The 11,863-nt window shown below is 57.1% G+C and carries 15 protein-coding genes; 5 read left to right on the top strand and 10 right to left on the bottom strand.

Annotated elements, in window-relative coordinates; genetic code table 11:
- Window positions 1-952, bottom strand: a 952-nt coding sequence (locus L0H14_RS05655; protein ID WP_301421481.1) for a DUF222 domain-containing protein, incomplete at its 3' end; no start/stop codon positions are given.
- 133 nt (window positions 953-1,085) lie between these two features.
- Complete coding sequence (locus L0H14_RS05650) at window positions 1,086-1,784, bottom strand: tyrosine-protein phosphatase (RefSeq protein ID WP_301418857.1); 699 nt, start codon at window positions 1,782-1,784, stop codon at window positions 1,086-1,088.
- On the opposite strand from L0H14_RS05650, the gene L0H14_RS05645 reads away from it, so the two are divergent.
- From L0H14_RS05645 to L0H14_RS05635, 3 genes are read left to right on the top strand one after another with little or no spacing between them, the layout of a single operon-like run.
- Window positions 1,783-2,757 (top strand): 1,4-dihydroxy-2-naphthoyl-CoA synthase, encoded by a 975-nt coding sequence (locus tag L0H14_RS05645; RefSeq protein WP_301421480.1) that lies wholly within the window; start codon window positions 1,783-1,785, stop codon window positions 2,755-2,757. The genes L0H14_RS05650 and L0H14_RS05645 overlap by 2 nt on opposite strands.
- On the top strand, window positions 2,757-3,818 hold the full coding sequence (locus L0H14_RS05640) for an AMP-binding protein (protein ID WP_301418861.1): 1,062 nt from the start codon (window positions 2,757-2,759) through the stop codon (window positions 3,816-3,818). The genes L0H14_RS05645 and L0H14_RS05640 overlap by 1 nt, the downstream gene beginning before the upstream one ends.
- Window positions 3,819-3,820: 2 nt before the next feature.
- Window positions 3,821-4,690, top strand: a complete 870-nt coding sequence (locus L0H14_RS05635) for a 1,4-dihydroxy-2-naphthoate polyprenyltransferase (protein ID WP_301418863.1) — start codon at window positions 3,821-3,823, stop codon at window positions 4,688-4,690.
- Here L0H14_RS05635 and L0H14_RS05630 read toward each other — a convergent pair.
- Entirely contained in the window at window positions 4,640-4,963 is a 324-nt protein-coding gene (locus L0H14_RS05630; protein ID WP_301418865.1) for a DUF4229 domain-containing protein, read from the bottom strand. The two genes, L0H14_RS05635 and L0H14_RS05630, sit on opposite strands and share 51 nt — an antisense overlap.
- 58 nt (window positions 4,964-5,021) lie before the next feature.
- On the opposite strand from L0H14_RS05630, the gene L0H14_RS05625 reads away from it, so the two are divergent.
- Window positions 5,022-5,417 (top strand): PLD nuclease N-terminal domain-containing protein, encoded by a 396-nt coding sequence (locus L0H14_RS05625; RefSeq protein WP_301418867.1) that lies wholly within the window; start codon window positions 5,022-5,024, stop codon window positions 5,415-5,417.
- On the opposite strand, the gene ccsB is transcribed toward L0H14_RS05625, so the two are convergent.
- From ccsB to L0H14_RS05600, 5 genes are all read right to left on the bottom strand, one after another.
- A complete protein-coding gene (gene ccsB / locus L0H14_RS05620) occupies window positions 5,402-6,397 on the bottom strand; it encodes a c-type cytochrome biogenesis protein CcsB (protein ID WP_301418869.1) in 996 nt (331 codons plus the stop codon). The genes L0H14_RS05625 and ccsB overlap by 16 nt on opposite strands.
- The gene (locus tag L0H14_RS05615) at window positions 6,394-7,977 is read right to left on the bottom strand and encodes a cytochrome c biogenesis protein ResB (protein WP_336621723.1); all 1,584 of its coding nucleotides are present in this window, start codon (window positions 7,975-7,977) and stop codon (window positions 6,394-6,396) included. Before L0H14_RS05615 ends, ccsB begins: the two co-directional genes overlap by 4 nt.
- Entirely contained in the window at window positions 7,974-8,726 is a 753-nt protein-coding gene (locus L0H14_RS05610) for a cytochrome c biogenesis CcdA family protein (RefSeq protein WP_301421479.1), read from the bottom strand. Before L0H14_RS05610 ends, L0H14_RS05615 begins: the two co-directional genes overlap by 4 nt.
- Complete coding sequence (locus L0H14_RS05605) at window positions 8,723-9,307, bottom strand: TlpA disulfide reductase family protein (RefSeq protein ID WP_301418873.1); 585 nt, start codon at window positions 9,305-9,307, stop codon at window positions 8,723-8,725. Before L0H14_RS05605 ends, L0H14_RS05610 begins: the two co-directional genes overlap by 4 nt.
- A 63-nt stretch (window positions 9,308-9,370) precedes the next feature.
- Window positions 9,371-10,015 (bottom strand): histidine phosphatase family protein, encoded by a 645-nt coding sequence (locus L0H14_RS05600; RefSeq protein WP_301418875.1) that lies wholly within the window; start codon window positions 10,013-10,015, stop codon window positions 9,371-9,373.
- 158 nt (window positions 10,016-10,173) lie between these two features.
- On the opposite strand from L0H14_RS05600, the gene L0H14_RS05595 reads away from it, so the two are divergent.
- Window positions 10,174-10,965 (top strand): hypothetical protein, encoded by a 792-nt coding sequence (locus L0H14_RS05595; RefSeq protein ID WP_301421478.1) that lies wholly within the window; start codon window positions 10,174-10,176, stop codon window positions 10,963-10,965.
- On the opposite strand, the gene L0H14_RS05590 is transcribed toward L0H14_RS05595, so the two are convergent.
- Together L0H14_RS05590 and L0H14_RS05585 are read right to left on the bottom strand one after the other, a co-directional pair.
- Window positions 10,941-11,582, bottom strand: a complete 642-nt coding sequence (locus L0H14_RS05590) for a redox-sensing transcriptional repressor Rex (protein ID WP_301418879.1) — start codon at window positions 11,580-11,582, stop codon at window positions 10,941-10,943. The two genes, L0H14_RS05595 and L0H14_RS05590, sit on opposite strands and share 25 nt — an antisense overlap.
- Window positions 11,579-11,824 carry a glutaredoxin family protein gene (locus tag L0H14_RS05585; protein ID WP_301418881.1) on the bottom strand — a complete coding sequence of 82 codons (246 nt, stop codon included), beginning with the start codon at window positions 11,822-11,824 and terminating at the stop codon, window positions 11,579-11,581. Before L0H14_RS05585 ends, L0H14_RS05590 begins: the two co-directional genes overlap by 4 nt.
- Window positions 11,825-11,863: the final 39 nt, after the last annotated feature.

The following is an 11,863-nucleotide window of genomic DNA, read 5'->3' as shown; positions in this document are numbered from 1 at the left end:
TGCCCACCAGTTGGTGATCACCCGGCCGAGCAAAGACCCTTCGCAGGAAAACGTCTGTCTCTGGCATTGCTAGCCATCGTTTGGCCAGTTGGGCTGGGATGGGGCCGTGGCCGGTCACCCAGGCCGGGGTGTCTCCGTCAGCAAAGAGCGCTTCATCGGTCATCACGACCTGGACTTCAGCAGGCACCGCAGCCGGTGCGTGCCCATTGACCCGTTGCACAAACAGGTCAGCCATAATCTGACCATGGCCACGGGGTTGGCCGGTAGGATCCGTTGGATCAGCCGTCTCACCAGAGTTCACCACACTATTGGCATCACGAGTTAACGTCGCCAAGATCCCCACGGCTTGCTGGGTGGAGACTAGCGCAGTCACCCACGCCATCCCGTAGGCGGCTGGACGCACCGTAACGCGACGTTCTGAGTAAGCGATCTCGTTGCGTTCGAGCGCGCCGTGTTGGTCTAACCGTTCAGCATGCGCCCGAACCTTACCAGCCAACTTCCGTGGCCCCAGCCCCTCAAACTGCCCAGCCATCAGTGCATCGACTGTTGTCCGGTGTTCGGGTGTCAGCCAGGAGACTTCCTTAACCACAGCCTGAGCGCGCTCTTCATCAAGCTGGCCTAACGCCAGAGCATTGAGCGTTTTGGGCATGTCCTGCACCAAGCACTGCGCAGCCTGTAAGTGCTTACTACCCCGCGCCGGGGACTGACCACGAGCCAGCCCGATCTCAGCAGCAAAACCATGACCACGCCGGGACTTGGGGACACCGCGCGCGGCTTCTTCTTCGTGACGGTGGTGTTCTAGGTCTGCGATTTCCTCGACTTCTAACGCGGCGATCCGAGCCTTTAGCCGTGCCAACGTTTGGAGCCGATCAATACATTGTGCCGAGGAATCGGAGGGATCCAACATGTCCAACATGGCACGAACCTGCGCCACCCTTGCTGCACCTGTCATGGAATCCATCATACGTTTACTATACCCGCTGAGACACGGAAAGAGAACCCTCAATGCCCAGAATTTGCCGATATTTCACATTATAATACTTGAATACTTGAGTAACAATGACATTGCGAGTGGCAATGGGATCTTACTGCGAGTCGTTCTGTTTCAAGAGCTCTAGAACTCGATCGCCCGGCCATTCCTGTAAGAACTTGTGGTAGCTCGCAAGACGATCAGACAGCTCACGCTGAAACGCATCCGGTTCCAAATACGACTCATACGGATGCGGTATCGGGCTGGTCCGATGATGCTCGTTTATACCGTGCGCTCCCGAGGCGTAGACGCGTTGTTGTTCTTCCCAATCCGCGGCCCCACCGGGAATGTCCGGTAGCTGCAGAACTAATCCGAGCACGAGACTGGTTCGATCTCGGCCCGCCGTACAGTGCAGCACGGTTCCGCCGTGCTGCCAGGCATCAAGCACCGTGGAAATTGCGGTGGCGACCCGATCCCCGAAGGTATCCATCGTGTCCTGATAGGCATCCGGGTGCATTGGGTATGGCGAGTTTCGTTCCCAGAACGTCTCATGGTCGATGTCTTCTACCGGCCAATGAATTCGACGTATCTCACCGGGCATCTCGGATACAGGATCCAATTCGCGAGGTTTCACTTCGGGAGGCGTCCGCACATCGATCACGGTGGCAACGCCGTCATCGACCATTTGTTGCCAACCATGAGCGTCGACCCATTCAAATCGACCCATACGCCACAAGTCTTGTCTGACCTGCCACGCATTGCGGGCCCCGGACCAGTCGGCTGGATGAAGATACTGCACTGTTGAAGAGACCATGTTGTATAGACTAGGCGATGTGAGTAACTATCCTGTTCCAGAAAAAGTTTCCGATATCTTCGACCCAAGCGTCTGGCGTGAAGTCCAGGGCTTCGATTTCGAAGACATTACCTATCACCGCCACGTAGAGCGTGACGCCGATGGCAACTGGGTGCGTGACCTCGGTACCGCCCGTATCGCATTTGACCGCCCAGAGGTACGCAATGCGTTCCGTCCCGGCACCGTGGATGAGCTCTTCCGAGCTCTCGACCACGCGCGGATGACTTCTGATGTCGGAACCGTCCTACTCACTGGAAATGGGCCGTCGGCCAAGGACGGCGGGCATTCCTTCTGTTCTGGTGGCGACCAGCGGATCCGTGGCCGTGACGGTTACCGGTATGCCGAAGGTGAGACGGCAGAATCTGTCGACCCAGCACGTGCCGGTCGACTCCACATCCTAGAAGTACAGCGTCTGATGCGTACCAGCCCGAAAGTCGTCGTGGCAGTGGTCAACGGCTGGGCCGCTGGTGGTGGTCACTCACTACACGTGGTCGCTGACCTTACACTGGCGTCAAAACAGCACGGAAAATTCAAGCAGACCGATGCCACCGTTGGCTCATTCGATGCTGGCTATGGTTCCGCACTGTTGGCACGCCACGTCGGCCAAAAGCGTGCCCGCGAAATCTTTTTCACGGCACGGGAATACTCGGCAGATCAAATGCTCGAAATGGGCGCGATCAACGAATCCGTAGAGCACGAGGACTTAGAAAACGTTGCTCTAGAATATGCGGCCGATATCAACGCCCAATCACCACAGGCTATTCGCATGCTGAAATATGCCTTCAACCTTGCTGATGACGGCATGGCAGGCCAGCAAGTTTTTGCCGGTGAAGCCACACGCATGGGCTACATGACCGACGAGGCTGTCGAAGGTCGCGACGCATTCCTTGAAAAACGCGACCCAGACTGGTCAAACTACCCGTACTATTTCTAATGGACGTCCACGAAGCACTCGCTACCGGAACACCATTCGAGGCGACCGCTCACGGCGTCATCCATCGACCGGAAATTACCGATCCACAGCGTGGGCATCGGGACGCTGTCGCCGTCATTCGGACCTCCGGTTCAACGGGAACGCCGAAACAAACACTGTTGACGGCGTCGGCGCTGAACGCTTCGGCGAACGCCACCGCCGCACGCATTGGCGGACAAGGCCAGTGGCTGTTAGCGGTGGGCACCCAATACGTGGCGGGCCTTGCGGTCGTCTCTCGTTCGGTTGCCGCCGGAACCAAGCCAGTGGTCATTGACCCCGGGTTTAGCCCCGAAGAGTTTATCGCCGGGACCCAACGGTTGGAACACGACTTTACGGCGGTCTCGCTGGTGCCAACGCAACTCACCAGACTGTTGGAACACGAGGACGCGATTGCCGCACTGCAGTCGTATTCGGCGATTCTGGTGGGCGGTTCGGCAATTCCTGAGACGATCACGCAGGCCACTCAACGCTATGGCCTGAATCTGTATACCACCTACGGGATGTCAGAAACCTGTGGGGGTTGCGTGTATAACGGCACTCCCCTACCCGGCGTCACCGTAGATACGGTTGAGCACAATGGGGTCGACCGCCTCCGAGTAACCGGTCCGATGGTGGCTGCCGGTTACTTTGATGATCCACAACTGACGGCCAAGCATTTTCAGAACGGCTCATATCTGACGGATGATTACGGTGCGGTTGACGACGTCGTACGTGTCCACGGCCGACTCGACGACGTCATGAACACCGGCGGGATCAAGGTCTCGGCGGCGAAGGTTCAACAGGTCCTGCAGCGTTGGGTTCCGGAAGCATTCGTTACCGGTATCGACGATGGTCACTGGGGCCAGCGAGTTTGCGCAGCCGTCACAGGCACGGCCGCCCAGCATATCCTGGCCGATGCCGTGCGCCAGGAACTCGGCGCGCCGGCGGTCCCAAAAATTTGGTTAAGGCTGGAGGCATTGCCGATGTTAGAAAACGGCAAACCGGATCGACTTACACTCACTCATTGGTTAGCAAAGGAATAAGTTTGGCATCGTTTTCACACTGGGTGGCAGCCGCCCGACTACGTACACTCCCCATGGCAATTGCGCCCGTGGTGGTCGGTTCGGCAGCTGCCGCAGATCTGGAAAGCTTCCATCTTGGTAAAGCATTCCTCGCGCTGATCGTGGCGTTGGCTCTGCAGATCGGAGTCAACTATTCCAATGACTACTCCGACGGGATCCGTGGCACCGACGACGACCGCGTGGGCCCATTCCGCATTACCGGGTCGGGAGCATCGACCCCGGCAACCGTTCGCAACATGGCGTTCGCATTTTTCGGTATCGCAGCTGCGGCCGGACTCGGGCTCATCATCTGGTCGCAGCTATGGTGGCTGGTCGTCGTCGGAATTGCGGCCATTATCGCCGCCTGGTTCTACACGGGTGGCTCCAAACCCTATGGTTACTCGGGGCTGGGCGAAGTATTCGTTTTTGTGTTTTTCGGTTTGGTTGCCGTGTTGGGCACCACGTATACACAAACCGGTGAAGTCTCAGGACCATCCTGGGCAGGTGCGGTGGGCGCCGGTTTGGTCTCAACGGCCCTGCTCATGGCCAATAACGTTCGAGACATCCCCACGGACATCGAGGCCGGCAAGCTGACCTTGGCAGTGCGTCTCGGTGACACAGCAGCTCGCTGGTCGTACCCGATCATGCTGACCGTTGCCGTCGCCGCGCCACTATTTTTCGTGCCGGAGCATCCGTGGATGTGGGTGATGCTGTTACTCTTGGTCGCATCAATTCGTCCGTCGATGATCATGCTGGAAGCAAAAGAACGCGGTCAGCTGATTCCAGTGCTGAAAATGACCGGCTTATTTGGTGTCCTCTACGCCGTTTTGTTCACTCTTGGTCTCCTGCTGTAGGTCTTCCGCGTCTGCGAAACGGCCCTCAGTGTAAGCGTCCTCGGCGTCGGCGTCGTCAACGGCGGTCTTATTGCGTTTGCGAGAATCAAGTGCACGCATCAGGTCTTCAGACGCGTCTTTCCGCAATTTTGGGGTGAACAGGTAGGTTAGGGCGAAGCCTGTCACCAGGCCGACCAATAGCGCGAAAATCAGAGATTGGGTGAAGAAGAGGGTAACGAAAAATCCGAGACCGAACAGGATGAACCGCAGTCCGGTATAGAGCCAAAATTTCATGTTGTCTCCGTTCTGGTGAGGTGTGCGTTATAGCCAGCAAGTTCGTAAGATGGAGGGTATGCCACGTTTGTTAATTCCCCTGATCATCGTTTCAGTCGGCGTCATGATTTATGCGCTCATTGAAGCGATTTCCACGCCATCTGCTCGCACCCGCATCATGCCCAAGGGCATCTGGATTGTGGTCATTATTCTCGTTCCGCTCATTGGTGGTGTGCTGTGGCTGTTGTTCGGCAATGAAAACTCGTATCTGGCGTCAACGGTGCAGGGCTTCCAGAAGACCTCCGGGCCTACACGTCCGACGACCCCGGACGACGACGAAGAATTCTTACGTTCGCTCGATGTTCAACGGAACCAGAAACGGCGGGACGAAGAACTCGATCGACGCGAGCGTGAACTTCGTCGTCGTGAAGAAGACCTCGAAGACGATTCAGACGAGGATCAGAACCCCGCGTAAGAATGTAGCGACGGGAAGTACAGATTGACGATCGTGTAGTTGAACACCAACGCGAGGAACCCCGTGATGTTCAACCAGGCCGATCGGGTGCCCGTCCAACCGCGGGTGGCGCGTGCGTGCAGGTAGCCGGCGTAGATCACCCAGATCACGAAGGTCCAGACCTCTTTGGCATCCCAGTTCCAGTAGCGACCCCAAGCCTGTTCTGCCCAGATTGAGCCGGCGATCAAGGTGAAGGTCCACATGACAAACGCGACGGCATTGAGCCGGTAGGACCAGTTTTCCAGCGCTGACGACGAAGGCACCAAGCGCATGAATCCGTTGACCGGCCCCTGTTTCTCTGCGCGCTGTTTGATCAGCTGCAGCACGGACATCGAGAAGGTCAGCGCAAAGATCCCAGAAGCCACCACGGCCACCGACACGTGAGTGATCAGCCACCAGGATTGCAGTGCCGGCTGGACATTGCCAACGGGTGTGGGGAAGCCGATGGTCGCACCCATCATCATGAGCAGGACGACACCGGAGACGAAGGTCCCCACAAAGCGCAGATCTTTGCGCAGTAGGAAGAGCAGGTAGACCACGGTGATGACGAGCGCACCGGAGGTCATGAATTCATACAGGTTGCCCCACGGCGCGCGAGACGCTGCCACGGCACGAGCCACCACCGCAAAGGCGTGGGCCAGCATGGCGACGACCAGAATCGCCACACCGATATTGGCTGCCGGGCGTTTGATGCCGTCGGTGTATTCCATGTCATCGGAGACCAGTTGCTTGCGGTCGTTGGGCTCGTTTACCGAAGGACCAGAGGCTCCGACCAGTTCCTTCGTATTGACGGTTTCGAGTTCGTTCTCCAGTTTTCTAATAGACCGGGATGCGGATGCCATATCCCAGGAGAAAAAGAAGAATGAGACCAAGTAGATCAATGCTGCGATGAGCATGAACAGTTCGCTGTACTGGGCCAGCGTTTCATTAATAGGTGTCATTTGTCCTCCGAAGTATCTGGCGGGATAACCGGCCAGGTGTGATCAAACGATTGGCGAAGCTTGATATTTTCCTCACGCAGGCCAAAGGTCTCGCCGCGCGCGAGCAGCCCGTATTCGATAACGGTGTGGCCATCTCGTTCCGTAGCTTTTACCCAGGCACGACGCCTGCGAACATACAGCGATATTACGAGGGAAACCAACGCAAGGCTCGAGAAGAAGCCTACGCCCCATTTAGATGGGTCATAGTGCAGATCGAGGCCAACATAGCGGTCCCAACCGTCAAAACTAATGGAACCCATGCCGTCGGGCAGATCGTAGCTGTCCCCCACTCCGAGCGTGATACCGCCGTTTTCGTTGTTGCGGGAGTTCATTTCGGTCATGCCATCGGTATCCAGCACGTACACGTTTTGTGGGGTTCCATCGTCGAGACCCAGATCGCCGTGATACGAGTTGAGGATCAGCTCCGGATTATAGGCATCCGGGTCGATCGATACCGCGACACCGTCGTCACCGGTATAGGAAGTCGGTAAGAACAGTCCCACAAAGCCAAGTTGTTCTGGTTGGGCGTCTGGAACCTTCAGGACCACGAGCGAACTGTTCGTGTTCGGGTCTTGGATCTGTGCGATGACAGGACCGGAGTAGGCAACATCGCCTTCCCCATCGGTCACGGTGATATTTGGAGCGTAGCCATTACCCACCAAGAAGACGCGGACGCCGTCGACGGTCAACGGGTCGTTGACCTTGATGGTGTCTTGATACGTTTCTTCGCCCGGTCCGGGGGTTACCTGCATGGTTGCCGTGTAGTCCAGGGCCTGGCCGAAGTGGGTTTCGGAGTCGCGGTCAAAGACTACATCGAAGTCTTCCAGTTGGATCCCAAATGGCGCGAGACGTTCTTCAGAGAAGGCGGTGCCGGGGGTAAAGGAATCATAGGAGACCAGGTTGTTGGTAAAACCTTGGCCTTCGACGATAATCTTCTGACCCTCATATTTATAGAGACCGCCGATGCCCATGAACACGATGACTCCGAGTAAGCCGAAGTGGAACAAAATGTTCCCAATTTCGCGGACGTAGCCGCGTTCGGCGCCAACAGATCCGTCGCGCAATTCAGTCCGGTACCCGGACTTTTTGAGCAGTTTTTCTGCATCGACCAGGGCTTCTTCTGGCGTGGGTCCGTTGGATTCCAGAATCAGCTGGCCGTACTCGGGCAGGCGCTTGAGGTTGCGCGGGGTACGAGCCGGCGGTTGGCGCAGGGTTTTGAAGTGCTGTTTGCCGCGCGGCCAGAGACAGCCGACCAGCGAGACGAAGAGCAGCAGATAGATCGCTGAGAACCACACCGAAGAGTAGACGTCGAACATTCCCAGGAAATCGAGGATCGGTCCGATCGTCGGGTTATCGTCAATCCAGGTTTCGACAACGTCAGCACCAGCACGGCGCTGTGGAAATAATGAACCTGGTACGGCTGCGACAGCCAGCAAGAGCAGCAGCATCAGAGCGGTACGCATACTGGTCAGTTGCCTCCAGAAGAACCGCATCGTACCGCGGAATCCTAGAGCAGGCAGGTTGGACTGTGTTTTACTCAAATTGGTAGTGTCACCTCGTTGGCGAACCAGCCTTGCAGCTGATTGGTCCAGTCAGTCCACAAGCCGGTAGCCATAGCTAAACCAAGCAGTATCAATAGGATGCCACCGGCCCGCATGATGAACAGTCGGTGCTTGCGGAAAAACGCCAGCCGTTTCATCCCGCGGGAGAAACCTAAGGCCAGCAAAATAAATGGTAGACCCAAGCCTAACGAATAGACCACGGCCAAAATGCCACCGCGCCACAGGTTATCGGAGCCGGCTGTGGACATGGCGATCACGGCCGCCATGGTGGGGCCAATACAGGGCGCCCAGCCGAGCCCGAAAATCATCCCGAGCACGGGTGCGCCCCACAGTCCGGCTGTGGGTTGGTAGCCAATTTTCCTGTCGCGCTGGAAGAAAGACAGCCCGCCCATGAACACGATGCCCATGAGAATGACGACGCCACCCAGCACCTGGGTGAGCCACTGGCCATCACCTTTGAGCCAAATAAACGCGCGGCTCAGGAGCAAGCCGGCGGTGACGAACACAGCGGTGAAACCCAGGACAAAGAGAGAGGTTCCAATCAGCATCCGGCCGCGTTTGGTATCTTCTACGCTGGCACCGGAGAGTCCTGAAACATAGCCGAGGTAGCCGGGTGCGAGCGGGAGCACGCACGGAGACAAAAATGAGATGAGTCCGGCTAGAGCTGCAACGGGCATCGCCAACCACATCGACCCATCTAAGGCGATCTCGGCGAATGGGTTATTCATTCATCCACCACACCGGTGAGCAACGACTTCAGCGTCGATTGCTCAACCGCTCCGAGTACGCGTGCCGCGACCCGGCCTTGGTCATCCAGTACCAGGGTGGTGGGCACTGCTTGTGGAGGGACGTAGTCAGCAAATTGAAGAAGTACTTGACCGTCGCTGCCTGCAATGGAGGGGTATTCGATATCAAAGTTGCGTTCAAAGGCCTCCGCGGTTTCGGCACCGTCGCGCACGTTCACACCCATGAACGTGACGTCGTCCTGGAAGTCAGTGCTGAGTTCGGCCAGGTGGGGTGCTTCCACTCGACATGGAGCGCAAGAGGCATACCAGAAATTGACCAGTGCTGGTCCGTCAAGACTGTCTCCGCTGATGGTTTCACCGTCGAAAGTTTCGCCCGAAAATTCTACGGGTTCACCACGGTCGTTCTCGGCGATTTCCATAACCGAGCCGTCACCGGCAATGTAATTTTTGCCTTCGGAGTTCCCCGCCTGAGCGGCCAACGGGTCATCTCCCGAACACGCTGTCAACAGTCCGGCCCCCGCTATGGCTAGGCCGATCAGTGCGCGTGACGTCTTATTCCTCACGAGTTCTCCCTTTCAAATACCGCGCTAGAGTCTAGTTCCGGTAACTGAGTAGATCCTGAGTGTTTAGGCACCCGGAAGGGCAGCCGCTTGTTTACTCAAATGTTCAACCGGCTCACTGTAGTGGACGGTTGGAACGCGTTGTCCGGGCGAGAATTCGAAACTCGTCACCGAGGCCAGCGAGCATTCCCGCTGCCGTGGGTCGTGTGCAAGTGGTTTCGCCTCGGCGGATAGTCTCGTCACCCAAATCGGCAGTTGATGCGAAACGACCACAGCGGATGCTCCCGGACCGTGGGTTCGCATCAGTTCATCGCGCAGATCCTGGATTGCCCCGGCCATACGGGCTGCCTGCTGCACATACGGCTCACCCCATGATGGACGCCACGGATTGAGAATCAGCGGCCACAGTTTCGGGTTGCGCAGTTGACGACGCATGTCCGACAGTCCCTGAAACTTATTGCCGGCTTCTAGGACGCGTTGTTCGGTCCGGACATCGAGTGCAAATTTTTTGGCCAGCGGTGCGGTCGTTTCCTGCGCACGTTGCAGAGGCGACGACACCAAGATTTCGGGCGCTACCTGCCACCCGTCGGCGAGCTCCTGTGCCATTTGGAGTCCAAGCGAGGAGAGCCCGTACCCGGGCAGTCTGCCGTAGAGTACCTTGTCGGGATTGAATACTTCGCCGTGGCGAACCAAGTGAACGCTAACTGTCATAAACCACATTTTTGCACAGAGTTCATCTGAGCGATGACTCCGGGTAGTGTCCGGCCGCATGCTTAAGCTACCGGGTAAGAATTTTGTGCCTGACGGTGACAAACGAGTGCTTTAGGACTCGTTAGGATGGAAGAAAGGATCTCAACGAAAGGCTCGTCATGGACGACAAGAAGCGCGGAGAATCCCCCGACTACGGGGTCCGTTTAACCGGCGATGAACTTGCCGAACATCAACAAAAATATCAGCAAACCCGTGGACCGTCAGGTGCCGAATACGGTCCTCAAGGACAGCAGCGGCAGCAACCCACGTCCGAGTATGGGCCTCAAGGTGGTTTCCAATCACCACAGCCACCGGCCGGCTATCAGCCGCCCGGGTTCCAACAGCCTGGTCTGCAGCACCCCGGGCAGCCACTTGGTGGTCCGCAACTGACACCGGATATGGCACGCGCACCGAAGCGACCGAGAATTCTCGATATCTCCTTCTGGGCGATCGTAGCTGCCGGCATCTCGTATCTCGTTGCCCAATTGATTGTCGTCTCACTGCCAAACCGCGGGATGAGCGATCAGGACATCGAGATGTTGGATTCCATGATGGGCTCGATGGGCGACCAGGTCCCGTTCGACAGCATGGAAGCATACTTAAACTCATCAATGATGACCGCTGCCATGGTCGGTCAGGCCGTCATCCTTGCGGTTGCCTACCTGCTGGTGGGCTTGGGCATTCGTAATGGCTGGCGCTCAATGCGGATCTTGGGGACGATATTTGCGGTGCTGTCCTTATTCAATCTTTCGTTCGTCACTCCACTGGTCGGAGTGCTCACCGCACTCGCCGTTGTACTAGGCATCGTGGGCATCATCTACGCCTGGCTCCCCGCTTCCACCGAGTACTACCGACAGAAAGCCTGGCAGAAGGCCGCTAAAAAGGTCTACCCTGATGCTCCGTCGCGATGAAAAGCAAGGATCTGGAGTTCTGCGGACAGATCCACGGTACGAACGATCACATGATCGGGTACGTGAAGTCGACGCGGCGCGAAATTTAGGATCCCGGTAATACCTGCAGCTACCAAGGTATTGGCCACCTCCTGAGCAACGTCACCCGGCACCGCCACGATGGCAAGTTCCATATCGTGGTCGGTGCCGATGGCGTTAATGTCTAAAACTTTGTGTCCGCCATGAATTTGCCCGACTTTATCTGGGTCATTATCGGCAACGGCCGTGATGTTCATCCCCCGGTCACCGAACCCTTGATAGGACATCAATGCTGCCCCGAGGTTTCCCGCACCCACCAGTAGCACGCGCCGACCGCTTGTGACGCCTAGGATCCGGGCGATGGTATAGCGCAGGGCCTCGACTGAATACCCAAGACCTGCCCGACCGCTGTGGCCAAGTGCGCTGACGTCCTTACGAGTCAAGGCATCGGATACCCCGAGAACCTCGGCCAGTTCTGCAGAGGTGGCATGCCCGGTCCCGTCAGCATGGAGGGCTTCCAAATACCGCAGGTACTGCGGTAAGCGTGACAAGGTTGGTGCCGAAAGTTTCTTCGCCACTGGTGGCTGCGTCATGGTCATGCGTTCAGACCAGCGGTAATCATCCTGCGGAGCCTATCTGGATCAATGACCCAGAAATCACGTTGACGGTCGTCCACGAATAACACGGGAATCTCTTCTGCGAACTGTTCGGCCAACTCGGGATGGTCCGTGGTGGAAATCTCTTGCCAGGTGACATTGTATTCGGCGGTGACCGCGTCCATTGTGTCGCGAGCGGCCGCACATAGATGGCATTCGGGTTTGGTGAGCAGTTTGAGATTCATGATTTTTCCTTGCACGTGACAACGATTACCAAAAACAAA

The sequence above is a fragment of the Yaniella sp. genome, from assembly GCF_030453185.1.
In the GTDB taxonomy this organism is placed as follows: domain Bacteria; phylum Actinomycetota; class Actinomycetes; order Actinomycetales; family Micrococcaceae; genus Yaniella.
The sequence above is the reverse complement of the archived record's forward strand: the minus strand, read 5'-3'. Positions and strand labels throughout refer to the sequence as shown.

Coding starts and splice junctions, on each gene's coding strand:
- L0H14_RS05645 (WP_301421480.1), top strand. CDS start 1,783: ATGTTGTATAGACTAGGCGATGTGAGTAACTATCCTGTTCCAGAAAAA.
- L0H14_RS05650 (WP_301418857.1), bottom strand. CDS start 1,784: ATGGTCTCTTCAACAGTGCAGTATCTTCATCCAGCCGACTGGTCCGGG.
- L0H14_RS05640 (WP_301418861.1), top strand. CDS start 2,757: ATGGACGTCCACGAAGCACTCGCTACCGGAACACCATTCGAGGCGACC.
- L0H14_RS05630 (WP_301418865.1), bottom strand. CDS start 4,963: ATGAAATTTTGGCTCTATACCGGACTGCGGTTCATCCTGTTCGGTCTC.
- L0H14_RS05625 (WP_301418867.1), top strand. CDS start 5,022: ATGCCACGTTTGTTAATTCCCCTGATCATCGTTTCAGTCGGCGTCATG.
- ccsB (WP_301418869.1), bottom strand. CDS start 6,397: ATGACACCTATTAATGAAACGCTGGCCCAGTACAGCGAACTGTTCATG.
- L0H14_RS05610 (WP_301421479.1), bottom strand. CDS start 8,726: ATGAATAACCCATTCGCCGAGATCGCCTTAGATGGGTCGATGTGGTTG.
- L0H14_RS05600 (WP_301418875.1), bottom strand. CDS start 10,015: ATGACAGTTAGCGTTCACTTGGTTCGCCACGGCGAAGTATTCAATCCC.
- L0H14_RS05595 (WP_301421478.1), top strand. CDS start 10,174: ATGGACGACAAGAAGCGCGGAGAATCCCCCGACTACGGGGTCCGTTTA.
- L0H14_RS05590 (WP_301418879.1), bottom strand. CDS start 11,582: ATGACCATGACGCAGCCACCAGTGGCGAAGAAACTTTCGGCACCAACC.
- L0H14_RS05585 (WP_301418881.1), bottom strand. CDS start 11,824: ATGAATCTCAAACTGCTCACCAAACCCGAATGCCATCTATGTGCGGCC.